Below are 13,712 nucleotides of genomic sequence, written 5' to 3'. Positions count from 1 at the left end.
GCGGGCCGGGACGGGGGGGCGGACGGTGGATCAGGACGCCGAGCAAGTGCCAACGCAGCAGTACGAGGCGTATCAGCCCAGATCAAATTCTCGTAAAACCGCTTATCCGGTCCTAACGGGCGAGGTGGCTATGGTAGGGGCTCCACTGGACACCACCAGAGCTGACAGGGGAGGTGCGGCTGCGTCTGTGGATCGCGCAGGAGTGCTTCGGCGCTTCCTCGGATCGGCGGGCAGGCCGACATCCGTGAACGACACCGCTGCTGACCACAGTCACGCCGCTGACTTCGCCCAGACCGCGACCTTCACCACCGACGCGGACGGGCAGGCGTGGACTCCGCCCACGTGGGAGGAGATCGTCAGCACGCACAGCGGCCGGGTCTACCGGCTCGCCTACCGCCTGACCGGCAACCAGCACGACGCGGAGGACCTCACGCAGGAGGTCTTCGTCCGCGTCTTCCGCTCCCTGTCGACCTACACGCCCGGCACCTTCGAGGGCTGGCTGCACCGCATCACCACGAACCTCTTCCTGGACATGGTCCGCCGCAAGCAGCGCATCCGCTTCGACGCGCTCGGCGAGGACGCGGCCGAGCGGCTGCCCAGCAAGGAGCCCACGCCGCAGCAGGTCTTCAACGACGCGCATTTCGACGCGGACGTGCAGCAGGCCCTCGACACCCTCGCCCCCGAATTCCGCGCCGCGGTCGTCCTGTGCGACATCGAAGGACTGTCGTACGAGGAGATCGCCGCGACCCTCGGCGTCAAGCTCGGCACGGTCCGCTCGCGGATCCACCGCGGCCGGTCCCAGCTGCGCAAGGCCCTCGCGCACCGCTCACCGCAGGCGCGCGCCGAGCGCCGCTCCTTCGTGCCCCGTGTCCCCGCCCTGGGAGGAGGGGGCGCGAGCGCGTGAGCGGATCACGGCCGAAGGCTTCCGAGGGTCACCTCGCAGAGCAGCATCTGGGAGACCGCCTTTCCGCCCTGGTGGACGGAGAGCTCGGTCATGACGCGCGCGAGCGCGTACTGGCGCACGTGGCCACCTGCCCGAAGTGCAAGGCGGAGGTGGACGCCCAGCGCCGGCTGAAGAACGTCTTCGCGGAGGCGGCCCCGCCGCCCCCCTCCGAGAGTTTCCTGGCCCGCCTGCAGGGACTACCCGCGGGCGGCGGCCCGGACGGTGATGCCACGCCGCCGGGCGCAGGAGGGCTGCCCGGGGGACTGCCCGGACGGTTCGGATCGTCCGGGGCCTTCGCAGTGAAGCGCGGCGAGCGCTTCGAGTTCGGGTACGCCCCGTCCCGCCCGCACCTGCCCGCACTGCCCGCCTCCCCGGGCAGCCGGGGCCTCCCCTCCGGCAGGAGCGGTCTGCCGTCCGGCCACCGCGGCCTGCCCGCGGGGAAGGGCTTCCGCATTCACGACGTCGGCCGGTCCGACACCGACCGGTCCTCCTCGCGGCTGCGGTTCGCGTTCGTCGCCGCCGGTGCCGTCTCCCTCGCCGCGATCGCGCTGGGCGGGGTCACCACCGGCGCCCCGGCCGACGCGGAGGCCCGCGGCGGTCAGGGCACGGGCAGCAACGTGACACCGATGCGCACCCAGGGCAGCGGTGCCGCGGCGGCGCCCGAGTCCCAGCGCCGCCGGACGGCGCCGCTGCTCGGGCAGGTGCACGGCCAGAGCATGGTCGGCCACGCCCCGGTCGCCCCGACCGAGGTGTCCGCACCGCTGCTGCCCGGCGTACCGCCCTCCGCCCGGCACCAGGCGATGCACGCCCTGACCGCTCCGGTGGTGGCCGGTGCCGCCGCCATGTCCCCGCTGATACGTCCGCTCGAGGCGGCCGCACCGGCCGCCCTGACCTCGTGGTCCTCGGTCCCCGAGATCACCGCTCCCCTGTTCGCCGTGCCGCTTCCGGACACGACCTCGTCCCCCTCGCCCCCCGCCTCCTCGCGTACGGCTCGCTGACCGCCTCTGCGCACCGGACCGCGAACCTGATTGAATCCGGGGGTTGCCCGCGGCCGAGGTGTGGCCGGGCGCATTCGACGAACTGCGGCCACCGCGACGAGCCGTGCCGCTGCTGTGGGGAGAGCATGAACGAGGGGAAGCCCACGAAGGCGAAGTGGTGGAGCCGTCCGCGTCCGCAGTCCCTTGCGGGGGAGCCGGAGGGTCCGGACGGGGGCGTCGGGGAAGAACGGGCCGCGAGCGGGGCGCACGGGCCGGCGACCGCCCCGGCGGGCGTGACCGACAGCGACGGGGATTTCGAGCTGGCGCGTCCCGCTCCTCGGCGCGACCAAGACGGCGACTACGAGTTGAGGCGTCCCGAGGAGGTGCCGTCCGGCGGCGTCCCCGTCACGACCGCCTCCGGCGAGGCACCCGCCGAGGACGCCGCTTCGGTGCCCGCTGCCCGGGGAACCGACCAGGGCCAGGACACCCCTGTCGCCTCCGCTTCGCACACCGGGCGGGCCGAGGGCGCTCCCCGGCCGCTGCACGACCCCGACCCCTACAGCACCCCGCCCTACGGCGAACCCGGCCCCTGGGCGCCGGCCCCGCCCGTCCAGCACCCGGCGGCGGTCCCCGCGCAGGGCGTGGCGACACCGGGCGGGCCGGCCGTGCCGGGCACCCCGGCCGTTGTGCCGCCGCAGCACGGCACACCACCCGCACCGGCCCCCGGCAGCCCCGCGCCCGCCGTTCACACGTCGGCCGGGATGCCGGCCCCCCGGAGCCCCGCGCCTGCCGCTCACACGCCCGCCGGGATGCCGGCCCCCACTCCCGCCCTCACCCCCGCCCCCACTCCCGACCCCTGGCAGCGTTACGACCCCTGGGCGGCTCCCACGGTCGCCGGGGGGCACGGGGCCCTCCAGCACAACGGTGCCGCCGTGCTCAGCACCGACCAGCGGCGCAAGCGGGGCAGGAAGTCGCTGGCACTCGCCGCCGTGCTGATCGCGCTCGTGTCCGGGGGTGTCGGCGGTGCGGTGGGTACGTACCTGGAGCGGAACGGGGGCGTCGGGTCCGTCGAGTTGCCGCAGGCGGGAAAGGAGGCCTCCGCGCGGGACGCGGACAGTGTGGCCGGGATAGCCGGGCGGGCCCTGCCCAGCGTCGTCACCCTGCATGTCAGCGGCGCCGGCGAGCAGGGCACGGGCACCGGCTTCGTGCTCGACACCCGCGGGCACATCCTCACCAACAACCACGTCGTGCAGCCCGCCGGATCGGGCGGTGAGATCACCGTGACGTTCGACGGCGGGGAGACGGCGCAGGCCGAGGTCGTCGGCCGGGACAGCGGCTACGATCTCGCCGTGGTGCGGGTGAAGGGCGTCAGCGGACTCACCCCGCTGCCCCTCGGCAACTCGGACAACGTGCAGGTCGGTGACCCGGTAGTGGCCATCGGAGCCCCCTTCGACCTGGCCGGCACGGTCACCTCCGGCATCATCAGCGCCAAGCAACGGCCCATCACGGCCGGTGGCGAGAAGGGCGACGGCAGCGATGTGTCGTACGTCGACGCGCTGCAGACCGACGCCCCCATCAACCCCGGCAACTCCGGCGGGCCGCTGCTCGACGCCCGGGCCCGGGTCATCGGCATCAACTCGGCCATCCGCTCGGCGGAGAGCGGCTCCACGCAGGACAGCGGCCGGTCCGGTTCCATAGGCCTCGGCTTCGCCATCCCCATCAACCAGGGCAAACGAGTCGCCGAGGAGCTGATCAACACCGGGAAGGCGACCCACCCGGTCATCGGCATCACCCTGGACATGGACTACACGGGCGACGGCGCCCGCGTGGCCGCCGAGGGCAGCCAGGGCGGGCCGCCGGTCACCGTGGGCGGCCCGGGCGCCAAGGCCGGGATCAAGGCGGGTGACGTCATCCGGGAGGTCGACGGCCGGCGGGTGCACTCCGGCGAGGAACTGATCGTCAAGACGCGGGCGCACCGCCCCGGCGACCGGCTGGAGCTGGCCGTGGAGCGAGCCGGCAAGGAACGGACCGTCTCCCTCGTCCTCGGATCGTCCGGTGGCTGAGACATGATGTCCGCGACCCGCCAAGACGTCCCGTCCGGCCCCCCAAGGGGCCGACAAGGCAAACAATCGGGAAAGCGCTCCCACCTCCCGCACTCGGAGGCCCCGGGACGGTACCGGTCGGACAGGATCGCCGGGTACCGTGGATCCGGCCCGGACCACGGCAGGACCCGCACCGACCACGAGGGCCGAGGACCGAGGACATCGCTAGGAGCTTCAGGTGTTCAATGACATAGGACCACTCGAGCTGGTGACGCTCATCGTCCTCGCCGTGCTCGTCTTCGGTCCGGACAAGCTCCCCAAGGTCATCCAGGACGTGACGCGCACGATCCGGAAGATCCGTGAGTTCTCGGAGAGCGCCAAGAACGACATCCGGGAGGAACTCGGCCCGGAGTTCAAGGACTTCGAGTTCGAGGACCTCAACCCCAAGACGTTCATCCGCAAGCAGCTGGACAACGAGGACCTGGGGCTCAAGGAGATCCGCAACGGCTTCGACCTCAAGAAGGAGATGGCCGAGGTCACCGACGCCGTCCACAGCCGTGACTCCGACACGTCCTCCGCGTCGTCCTCCGGCGCCGCCGGTTCGTCCGGTGGCCGTATCGACATGACGAAGAAGCCGGAGACGCCCGACCCGGATGACCGGCCGCCTTTCGACGCGGACGCCACCTGAGCGACACGACCAGGGGCGTACGCCCCCGGGCGCGTGACGCGTTTCATACTCCGGTCGGGCTGTGTACGGCCTGAACCGGGCGCCGTGCGGCCCACGCACCGGGCGGTTTCCCTGCTGCTCGCAGCGGTGTGGCTATGCTGCCGAGTTGTTGTGCGGACCGTGACGAGTACGCCCGAAGGGGGGCGGGCCGTTCCGGTCCGACTAGAGCGAGGAGGCGTCCGGGCACATGGAGACGACGAGTCGGGCAGTCGCGCAGACGCCGGCCGCGGAGGGTGGGCAACAGCTCCCCTCCGCCCGGCGTACCGTCGACGACTACCTGCGTGCGCCCTTCCCGTGGTACAGCCTCGACGAGGCTTTCACGGGACCGCGCTGGCTGATGCAGGTCGGTACGACGGCCGACGGGGCCGTGGAACACGGGTCCATCGGGCACGGTGACGAGCCCACAGTGCGCAACGAGCGTGCCGCCGGCGGCGATCAGGAGGCCAAGGAGAAGTTCGCGGTCGTGGTGACCGTGGCGGCCAGTCCCTCCCGGCGCACGGCGGACGGGACGGGGCTGCTGGAGGCCACGTCCGTGTCCTCCGCCGCGTGGCTGGCCGGGGTGGGGCTGCTGTCCTTCACCTGGCCCGGGCAGATGGACCACGCGCTGCGGGACGACTGGCTGGAGCAGCAGACGGAGACGGCGTGGGTGCTGGCGGACGACCTGGACGGGTCCGACTGGTCGACGCTGTCGCTTCCCGTGGACGGGGTGCCCACGGCGTTCCACTACCGGGAGTCCGAGTTCGGCTGGGTGCTCGCCGGTTCCACCTCGGCCGGGGTGCACGTCGGGGCGTACGGGAGGGGCATAAGCGCCTACGGGCTCGGCTTCGCCGTGGTGAAGGACATCGCCGCGTACGCGTGAGTTCCGGGGCGCCGGTGGGTTTCGGCGCCCCATCGCCACAGGGCCTCGGCCGTGTGGGGCGGCTGTGGGTGCGATGTGGTCGCTCGCGCCCGCGCGGCGGAGCCGCACATCGCCACGGCCCCGCGCTCCTGAGTCAGTTCAGAACTTGTTCCTCGGAGTGATACCGAGCGACAGGCCCGACAGCCCGCGCTGCCGTCCTCCCAGCTTGCCCGCGATCGCCCGGAGCGCCGAGCCCGCCGGGGAGTCCGGGTCCGTCAGGACGACCGGCCTGCCGTCGTCGCCGCCCTCGCGGAGACGGACGTCGATGGGGATGCTGCCGAGGACCGGGACGTTCGTGCCGGTCGTGCGGGTCAGGCCGTCGGCGACCGTCTGGCCGCCGCCCGTGCCGAAGACGTCGACCATCTCGTCGCAGTGCGGGCAGGGCAGGCCGGACATGTTCTCGACCACGCCGACGATCTTCTGGTGGGTCTGGACGGCGATGGAGCCCGCGCGCTCGGCGACCTCGGCAGCCGCCTGCTGAGGCGTCGTCACGACCAGGATCTCGGCGTTCGGGACCAGCTGGGCCACGGAGATCGCGATGTCACCGGTGCCGGGCGGCAGGTCCAGGAGCAGCACGTCCAGGTCGCCCCAGTACACGTCCGCCAGGAACTGCTGGAGGGCTCGGTGGAGCATCGGGCCGCGCCAGACGACCGGGGCGTTGCCCGGGGTGAACATGCCGATCGAGATGACCTTCACGCCGTTCGCCGACGGCGGCATGATCATGTTCTCGACCTGGGTGGGACGGCCGTCGGCGCCCAGCATGCGGGGCACGGAGTGGCCGTAGATGTCGGCGTCGACGACACCGACCTTGAGGCCGTCGGCGGCCATCGCCGCCGCCAGGTTGACCGTCACCGAGGACTTGCCGACGCCGCCCTTGCCGGAGGCGACCGCGTAGACGCGGGTCAGGCTGCCGGGCTTGGCGAAGGGGACCTCGCGCTCGGTCTGGCCGCCGCGCAGGGCGGACGCCAGCTCGCGGCGCTGCTCGTCGCTCATCACGTCGAGCGTGACGTCGACGCGGGTGACGCCCTCGACCGCGCAGACGGCGTCGGTCACGCGCTGCGTGATCGTGTCCCGCATCGGGCAGCCCGAGACCGTGAGGTACACGGTGACCGCGACCGCCCCGTCCGCGCCGATCTCCACGGATTTGACCATCCCGAGTTCGGTGATGGGCTTGTGGATCTCGGGGTCGTTCACCGTCGCCAGTGCCTCGCGCACCGCGTCTTCCATAGCCATAGGACGATGGTACGGCGCCGTACCGGGGCGTAGGAAAGCGTCTCAGCGGTCGTCTGCGTCACGTCCCCGTGACCGTTCCGCCGGGAATACGACGGGGTCGTGACGGTGGCCGTTGTGCCGTTCCTCCATTTCCTTGACCATGTCCTGCAGCTCCGAGCGGATCCAGTCGCGGGTGGCGACCTCGCCCAGGCCGATGCGCAGGGCGGCGATCTCGCGGGTCAGGTACTCGGTGTCCGCGATGGACCGCTCGTTCTGCTTGCGGTCCTGCTCCAGATTGACCCGGTCGCGGTCGTCCTGCCGGTTCTGCGCGAGCAGGATCAGCGGGGCGGCGTAGGAGGCCTGGAGCGACAGCATCAGCGTCAGGAAGATGAACGGGTACTCGTCGAAGCGCAGGCCGCTCGGCGCGAAGATGTTCCACACCACCCACAGGATGATGACGACCGTCATCCAGACGATGAACCGCCCGGTGCCCAGGAAGCGCGCGATGCGCTCCGACAGCCGCCCGAAGGCCTCCGGGTCGTACTCGGGCAGGAACCGGCGCCGGCGCGGGAGCGGCTGGTCGAGACGGGTGATACGCGGCCGGGAGGCGGCCGTGGCGCCCGCCGGGGTGCGTTCGCGCAGGCTCTCGCGCTCAGGAACCATCGGTGGCCACCTCCTCGTCCAGGTGGAACTCCGTCTCCCGCCAGTCCTCCGGGAGCATGTGGTCGAGCACGTCGTCCACGGTCACCGCGCCCAGCAACGCGCCGGACTCGTCGACGACGGGTGCCGCGACCATGTCGTACGTGGCGAAGAATCCGGCGATGGCGGGCAGCTCCGCCTCGGGGTCGAGCGGCTGGAGGTCGTTGTCCAGGATGGAGCTGACCAGGGAGGGCGGTGGCTCGCGCAGCAGGCGCTGGAAGTGGACCGTGCCCAGGTACTTGCCGGTCGGTGTGTCGTCCGGGGGCCGGCAGACGTACACCTGGGCGGCGAGAGCGGGGGAGAGGTCGCGGTTGCGGACCCGCGCCAGGGCGTCGGCGACGGTGGCGTCCGGGCGCAGCACGATCGGCTCGGTGGTCATCAGACCGCCCGCCGTGCGGTCCTCGTACGACATCAGGCGCCGCATGTCGGCCGCGTCGCCGGGCTGCATCAGACTCAGCAGCCGCTCCTGGTCGTCCGTCGGCAGCTCGCCCAGCAGGTCGGCCGCGTCGTCCGGGTCCATGGCCTCCAGGACGTCGGCGGCGCGCTCCTCCTTCAACTTGCCGAGGATCTCGATCTGGTCGTCCTCCGGCAGCTCTTCCAGTACATCGGCCAGCCGGTCGTCGTCGAGGGCGGCGGCGACCTCGGCCCGGCGCTTGGGGGAGAGGTGGTGCAGGACGTTGGCCAGGTCGGCGGGGCGTAGCTGCTCGAAGGTGGCCAGCAGATTCTCGGCGCCCTGTCCCTGCTCCTCCAGGGAGAAGCCGGTGACGGCCGTCCATTCGACGGTCAGCGCCTCGCCCTTGGCGCGCCGGAAGGCACTGCCCTTCCTGCCCTTGCGGACGAAGACCCGGTCGATCTCCCACTCCCTGCGGGCCGGCAGCTGATGAACCGACAGGTCGAGGACGGTGACCTCCTCGCCGGTCTCGGTGAGCGTCACGCGGCGGTCCAGCAGCTCCCCGAAGACCAGGCGCTCGGTGGGCCGCTGCTCGAAGCGCCGGACGTTGAGCACGCCGGTGGTGATGATCTGGCCCGACTGGATGGCGGTGACACGGGTCATCGGCAGGAAGATGCGGCGGCGGGTGGCGAGTTCGACGACGAGGCCGAGCAGCCTCGGTGGTCGCTGCCCCACCCGCAGCATGACGACCAGATCGCGCACCCGCCCCACCTGGTCACCGGCTGGGTCGAAGACGGCGACGCCTTGGAGGTGCGATACGAAGATCCGGGGGGCGCCCGCTGCCATGGCCGCGGCTCCTTTACGTGCGGGGTGGTTCGTGGTGGCTGTCTGTGCGGCTGTCCTTGTGCCTGTGTCTTCCGAATTGCCCGCTCGGGTGGGCTTCAGGCTAGCCCGTCCCGATCGGGACCGCGTCGGCGGGCGGTCCGGACGGACTGGCTCCGACCTGCCCGCACGACCCCGGTACCCTGCGGTACGCCGTTCAGGTCTCCCGTCAGAGAGGCAGCCCCACCTGTGACTCCGATTCGCCAGAACCGCAGCCGCAGCCGCAGTGCCGCACTCGCCAGCGCGACGTGCGCGCTGCTCGTGACGGGAACGGTGCTCACCGGCTGCGCGGAGGATCCGAACGAGGGCACCAACGGGGTCGGCAGACTCCCCGCCGCCAAGATCCAGAACAAGACCCGGTCGGCCGCCGAGACCGCCGGGGCGGTCCGGGTGCACGGCAACGTCGTCAGCGGCGAGCGGACGTACGCCCTCGACATGCGGCTGAAGGACGACGGCGGTGACGGCTCGGTCACCACCCAGGGCGCTACCTTCAAGCTGCTGCGCATCGGCGAGCAGCTCTACGTCAAGGCGGACGCCGGGTTCTGGGCTCATGGCAGCGGCCAGGGCGAGGACGGCGAGGGGGACGCGGCGGCGGCCTCCAAGCTCGGCGGCAAGTTCGTGAAGGTGCCGCAGGGCGACCCCTCGTACAAGAAGTTCAGCGGTTTCACGGACAAGGCTCTCCTCCTCGACGGTCTGCTCACCCTGCACGGGACGCTCGCGACGGACGGCCACGACGAGGAGGCGGGCGTCCGCACCATCCGCGTCACCGGTGACAAGGGCTCCGGCGGCACCCTGGAGGTCTCCTTGGAGGGCAAGCCGTATCCGCTGCGCCTGGAGCGGGCCGGCGGGGCGGGCACCCTCACGTTCTCCGCCTGGGGTCAGGACTTCTCCCTCAGGGAGCCGGAGAGGAACGAGACGGTGGACTACGGCAAGCAGCTGCCGGCGTCGTAGGCCGTCAGGCCCGTTTGCGCCGCTTCAGCAGCAGGCGGGGCAGCCCCGCCGGGATCGGCCGGCGGGTGATCGCCGGGGACGGCAGGGGCGGCTCGGACAGGGAGCCGTCGGGCAGCGGCGCCGTCTGCCCGGTCGGCTCCAGACGCAGCACCCGGCACTCGCGGGCCCAGCGCTCCGGCACCCCCTCGCCGTCGGGCGCGTTCAGCCGTTTGCCCTTGAGCTCGGCGACCGCCGCGTCCCATGCCTCGGAGCCCGGTGCGAGCTGGGTGATCCGGGCCGTCCAGGTGACGAGCCGACCGCCCTTGTCCTTGCTGCGGACCGTCACCTTCGCCTCGGCGCCGTCCGCCAGCCCCGGCAGCGGCTGCTCGCCGGGCCCGTCGCCGACCAGGCACGCGGCACCCTCGTGCCACACGTGCCACAGCGCGCGCGCCGGTCCGTCGTAGCCCTGGACCCAGACGAGGCCGGACTTCTTCGTGGCCTCCTCGACGAGGGCCTGGTCGAGCAGCTGGCTTGTCATGGCCCCCAGCCTAACCAGGCTGCTCACAGCCACCCGTTCCGCTTCAGCGTGCGGTGGATGCCGAGACAGACGACCACGGTGAAACCGAGGATCACCGGATAGCCGTAGCGCCAGTGCAGCTCCGGCATGTGGTCGAAGTTCATGCCGTACACCCCGCACACCATCGTCGGCACGGCGATGATCGCGGCCCACGAGGTGATCTTGCGCATGTCCTCGTTCTGGGCGACGGACGCCTGAGCGAGGTTGGCCTGGAGGATGGAGTTCAGCAGCTCGTCGAAGCCGAGGACCTGCTCCTGGACGCGGGCCAGGTGGTCGGCGACGTCCCGGAAGTACTTCTGGATGTCCGGGTCGATCAGCCGCATCGGCCGCTCGCTCAGCAGCTGCATGGGCCGCAGCAGCGGCGACACGGCCCGCTTGAACTCCAGCACCTCGCGCTTGAGTTGGTAGATCCGGCCGGCGTCCGAACCGCGCGGCGCGCCCTTGCGCCCCGGGGAGAACACCTCGGTCTCGACCTCGTCGATGTCGTCCTGCACCGCGTCGGCGACGGCGATGTAGCCGTCGACGACGTGGTCCGCGATGGCGTGCAGCACGGCCGAGGGGCCCTTGGCGAGCAGCTCGGGGTCGTCCTGGAGGCGGTGCCTGAGGGCCCGCAGGGAGCCCTGCCCGCCGTGCCGGACGGTGATGAAGAAGTCCCGTCCGGTGAAGCACATGACCTCGCCGGACTCGACGACCTCGCTGTTGGCGTCGAGCTGGTCGTGCTCGACGTAGTGGATGGTCTTGAAGACCGTGAACAGGGAGTCGTCGTAGCGCTCCAGCTTGGGTCGCTGGTGGGCCTGGACGGCGTCCTCCACGGCCAGCGGGTGCAGCCCGAACTCACCGGCGATGCCGGAGAATTCGGCCTCCGTCGGCTCGTGCAGGCCGATCCACACGAAACCCCCGTCGCGGCGCACCAGGCGGACCGCCTCGTGCGGGGTCAGCGCGGTCCCGGTCTCGATGCGGCGGCCGTCGCGGTAGACGGCGCAGTCGACGACGGCGGAGGACGCGGCGGGGCTGCGGGTGGCGTCGTAGGTGCCGCCGTCCTTGCGCAGCGAGACACGGGACGGACGGACGGCTGCGCGCAGGTCGCGGATCATCGACATGGCGGGCTCCTTCGCGGGCGGGCAACGAACGGCGCCGGCGACGGGTGGAACCACCCGGAATGAGGACGTAGTGACTACGGATGTTTGGCACGTCCACAAAGCGGGGAGCACCGCACCGTCGCGGTGGCCGGTTTCGTTACTGATTCAGCTACTGAGGCAGATCAGGCAAAGCGAAACGAAGCGCTCTTCCGCGGTGAGGCGAGTGCGAGAGGTGGCAGCCAGAGAGAGCAGCTACATCGGCGGCGCGAAGAGCGTGGTGCTACTGCACGGTCGACTTCGATCCATTGCAGCCCCACCTCCTCCGGCCGGTCCCTCGTAAGGGAGTTCCTTCGGCGTCGGGGCTTGATCGCGACGCTTCTGCGTGCTGCCCCGAACCACCGGGCCAGAGTAGCAGCCGACACAACTGTCAAGGTGCTGCTTTGCCCGCTACCGACGAGTTCTATGCTCGCCGCATGGCAGATGTTCTTCCTCTGGTCGAAGCCCGGTTGCGTACCGCGCTGGGCGAACCGGACGCGCGCGCGGCGGTCACCTTCCTGGGCACGGACCGCATCGAGGTGCTCCGCTTCCAGGGGGGCGGCATCGTCTGCTACGCCACGCTCGGCATGTCCGCGCACCCCATGGCGGACCCCACGGCCGTGGTCGCCGACCCCGTCGAGGGTCCGCGTGCGGAGCTGATCCTGTCGGTCCGTGCCGGGATCGCCGACACCGACAAAGCGCTCCGGCCGCTCGCCGTGCTCGCGGCGTCTCCACAGGTGGAGGGCCTGGTCGTGGCTCCCGGCGCGTCCCTCGACGTCGGTGAGCCGCTGTGGCCGGGCGCCCCGTTCACCTCGGTCCTGGTCGCCGAGCCGGGCGGGCTGGTCGAGGACCTGGAGCTCGACGAGCCCCTCGACCCCGTACGGTTCCTGCCGCTGCTGCCGATGACCCCGAACGAGGCCGCCTGGAAGCGCGTGCACGGCGCGCAGGCGCTTCACGAACGATGGCTGAACCAGGAAACGGACCTGCGGGATCCGTCCCGGAAGTCCGTCCCGCTGGAGTGAGGAAGCTCACCGACGCCGAGCCGCACGGCGTCAGTTGGCGAAGACGGTGACGCCGTCCTGGGCCGCGTGCCGCGGCTCCGGCTCCTCCGTTTCATGGGTGAGGGCCTTGCGCCGGACGACGACCACGGCCGCGCCCGCCACCGCGGTGACCGCCGCCACCACGAACGGAATGTGGGTGTCCGTCCACTCCTCGATCTTCGGCGCGACGTACGGAGCGGCCGCCGCCGCGAACCAGCGCACGAAGTTGTAGCCCACGCTCGCCACCGGCCGGGGCGCGTCCGAGACGCCGAGGGCCAGCTCGGTGTAGACGGTGTTGTTCACGCCGATGAAGGCGCCGGACAGGATCGTGCAGAGGACCGCGGTCGGGTGGGAGCCGTAGCCGAGCACCAGCACGTCGGCCGCGAGCAGCACCAGGGAGCCGCCGAGCACCTTCAGCGAACCGAACCGCTTCTGGAGCCGGGGCGCCACGATCACCGAGAAGACGGCGAGCAGCACACCCCAGGCGAAGAACACCGCCCCCGACCTGTAGGGGCTCATGTTCAGCACGAACGGCGTGAAGGCCAGCACGGTGAAGAACGTGTAGTTGTAGAAGAACGCCGAGACCGCCGTGGAGGCGAGGCCGCCGTGGCCGAGGGCCCTGATCGGGTCCAGCAGCGAGGTCTTGCGGGCCGGCTTCGGCTGCTCCTTCAGGAACACCGTGATGCACAGGAAGCCGACGGCCATCAGGAACGCGGTGCCGAAGAACGGGTAGCGCCAGCAGGCGTCGCCGAACAGGGCACCCAGCAGCGGGCCGCAGGCCATGCCGAGGCCGAGGGCCGACTCGTACAGCAGGATCGCCGCCGCACTGCCGCCGGCCGCCGCGCCGACGATGACCGCGAGGGCCGTCGAGACGAACAGCGCGTTGCCGAGGCCCCATCCGGCCCGGAACCCGACCAGTTCGCCGACGGATCCGGAGGTGCCCGCGAGCCCGGCGAACACCACGACGAACGCGAGGCCGAGCAGCAGGGTCCTGCGGCCGCCGATCCGGCTGGAGATGAAGCCGGTCGCCGGCATCGCGACGGCGGTGATGAGGAAGTACGAGGTGAAGAGCAGGGAGACCTGGCCGGCCGTGGCGTCCAGGCCCTGGGCGATGGACGGCAGGATCGGGTCGACGAGCCCGATGCCCATGAAGGCGACGACCGACGCTCCGGCGGTCGCCCACACGGACTTGGGCTGCTTCAGGAGGCCGCCCGCTCCGGCGTCGAAGGGGTTGCTTGCCGCCTTTCCCGGAACGGAGGTAGTTGGTATATACACGCAC

General features: G+C 71.5%; 13 protein-coding genes. 7 read left to right on the top strand and 6 right to left on the bottom strand.

Translation table 11 applies throughout. From position 1 onward, the window contains the following. Positions 1-202 precede the first annotated feature (202 nt). From sigE to ACIQHQ_RS15415, 5 genes are all read left to right on the top strand, one after another. On the top strand, positions 203-904 hold the full coding sequence (gene sigE / locus ACIQHQ_RS15435) for an RNA polymerase sigma factor SigE (RefSeq protein WP_189592188.1): 702 nt from the start codon (positions 203-205) through the stop codon (positions 902-904). Next, positions 901-1,941: an anti-sigma factor family protein gene (locus ACIQHQ_RS15430; protein WP_402612402.1), complete on the top strand. Its 1,041-nt coding sequence runs from the start codon at positions 901-903 to the stop codon at positions 1,939-1,941. Before sigE ends, ACIQHQ_RS15430 begins: the two co-directional genes overlap by 4 nt. 125 nt (positions 1,942-2,066) lie before the next feature. Further along, on the top strand, positions 2,067-3,983 hold the full coding sequence (locus ACIQHQ_RS15425) for a trypsin-like peptidase domain-containing protein (RefSeq protein WP_402612401.1): 1,917 nt from the start codon (positions 2,067-2,069) through the stop codon (positions 3,981-3,983). Positions 3,984-4,200: 217 nt separating this feature from the next. Then, a complete protein-coding gene (locus ACIQHQ_RS15420) occupies positions 4,201-4,650 on the top strand; it encodes a sec-independent translocase (RefSeq protein ID WP_402612400.1) in 450 nt (149 codons plus the stop codon). Positions 4,651-4,876: 226 nt separating this feature from the next. Next, entirely contained in the window at positions 4,877-5,548 is a 672-nt protein-coding gene (locus ACIQHQ_RS15415; RefSeq protein ID WP_402612399.1) for a hypothetical protein, read from the top strand. A gap of 138 nt (positions 5,549-5,686) precedes the next feature. Here the strand turns inward: ACIQHQ_RS15415 and ACIQHQ_RS15410 are convergent, their stop codons facing one another. From ACIQHQ_RS15410 to ACIQHQ_RS15400, 3 genes are read right to left on the bottom strand one after another with little or no spacing between them, the layout of a single operon-like run. After that, a complete protein-coding gene (locus ACIQHQ_RS15410; protein ID WP_402612398.1) occupies positions 5,687-6,820 on the bottom strand; it encodes an Mrp/NBP35 family ATP-binding protein in 1,134 nt (377 codons plus the stop codon). Between the two features lie 42 nt (positions 6,821-6,862). Continuing rightward, entirely contained in the window at positions 6,863-7,462 is a 600-nt protein-coding gene (locus ACIQHQ_RS15405) for a DUF1003 domain-containing protein (protein WP_402612397.1), read from the bottom strand. Continuing rightward, complete coding sequence (locus ACIQHQ_RS15400; protein ID WP_402612396.1) at positions 7,452-8,735, bottom strand: magnesium transporter MgtE N-terminal domain-containing protein; 1,284 nt, start codon at positions 8,733-8,735, stop codon at positions 7,452-7,454. The genes ACIQHQ_RS15405 and ACIQHQ_RS15400 overlap by 11 nt, the downstream gene beginning before the upstream one ends. Positions 8,736-8,960: 225 nt before the next feature. Here ACIQHQ_RS15400 and ACIQHQ_RS15395 point away from each other — a divergent pair, with 225 nt between their 5' ends. Next, on the top strand, positions 8,961-9,722 hold the full coding sequence (locus ACIQHQ_RS15395) for a hypothetical protein (RefSeq protein WP_402612395.1): 762 nt from the start codon (positions 8,961-8,963) through the stop codon (positions 9,720-9,722). 4 nt (positions 9,723-9,726) lie between these two features. Here ACIQHQ_RS15395 and ACIQHQ_RS15390 read toward each other — a convergent pair whose 3' ends face one another. Beyond that, on the bottom strand, positions 9,727-10,239 hold the full coding sequence (locus tag ACIQHQ_RS15390; protein ID WP_402612394.1) for a hypothetical protein: 513 nt from the start codon (positions 10,237-10,239) through the stop codon (positions 9,727-9,729). Positions 10,240-10,262: 23 nt separating this feature from the next. Beyond that, positions 10,263-11,378: a magnesium and cobalt transport protein CorA gene (locus tag ACIQHQ_RS15385; protein WP_402612393.1), complete on the bottom strand. Its 1,116-nt coding sequence runs from the start codon at positions 11,376-11,378 to the stop codon at positions 10,263-10,265. 452 nt (positions 11,379-11,830) lie between these two features. Here ACIQHQ_RS15385 and ACIQHQ_RS15380 point away from each other — a divergent pair, with 452 nt between their 5' ends. Continuing rightward, entirely contained in the window at positions 11,831-12,415 is a 585-nt protein-coding gene (locus ACIQHQ_RS15380; protein ID WP_402612392.1) for a suppressor of fused domain protein, read from the top strand. Between the two features lie 30 nt (positions 12,416-12,445). Here the strand turns inward: ACIQHQ_RS15380 and ACIQHQ_RS15375 are convergent, their stop codons facing one another. Continuing rightward, the gene (locus ACIQHQ_RS15375) at positions 12,446-13,708 is read right to left on the bottom strand and encodes an MFS transporter (protein ID WP_402612391.1); all 1,263 of its coding nucleotides are present in this window, start codon (positions 13,706-13,708) and stop codon (positions 12,446-12,448) included. Between the last annotated feature and the right edge of the window lie 4 nt (positions 13,709-13,712).

This window comes from Streptomyces sp. NPDC092370 (assembly GCF_044755265.1).
GTDB lineage: Bacteria > Actinomycetota > Actinomycetes > Streptomycetales > Streptomycetaceae > Streptomyces.
Note: the sequence above shows the minus strand (reverse complement) of the source record. Positions and strands in the feature narration are given on the sequence as shown.

Bases quoted from the DNA above. Each gene is read 5' to 3' on its own strand.
- ACIQHQ_RS15390 (WP_402612394.1), bottom strand. From the start codon at position 10,239: ATGACAAGCCAGCTGCTCGACCAGGCCCTCGTCGAGGAGGCCACGAAG.
- ACIQHQ_RS15405 (WP_402612397.1), bottom strand. From the start codon at position 7,462: ATGGTTCCTGAGCGCGAGAGCCTGCGCGAACGCACCCCGGCGGGCGCC.
- ACIQHQ_RS15415 (WP_402612399.1), top strand. From the start codon at position 4,877: ATGGAGACGACGAGTCGGGCAGTCGCGCAGACGCCGGCCGCGGAGGGT.
- ACIQHQ_RS15425 (WP_402612401.1), top strand. From the start codon at position 2,067: ATGAACGAGGGGAAGCCCACGAAGGCGAAGTGGTGGAGCCGTCCGCGT.
- ACIQHQ_RS15380 (WP_402612392.1), top strand. From the start codon at position 11,831: ATGGCAGATGTTCTTCCTCTGGTCGAAGCCCGGTTGCGTACCGCGCTG.
- ACIQHQ_RS15410 (WP_402612398.1), bottom strand. From the start codon at position 6,820: ATGGCTATGGAAGACGCGGTGCGCGAGGCACTGGCGACGGTGAACGAC.
- ACIQHQ_RS15400 (WP_402612396.1), bottom strand. From the start codon at position 8,735: ATGGCAGCGGGCGCCCCCCGGATCTTCGTATCGCACCTCCAAGGCGTC.
- ACIQHQ_RS15385 (WP_402612393.1), bottom strand. From the start codon at position 11,378: ATGTCGATGATCCGCGACCTGCGCGCAGCCGTCCGTCCGTCCCGTGTC.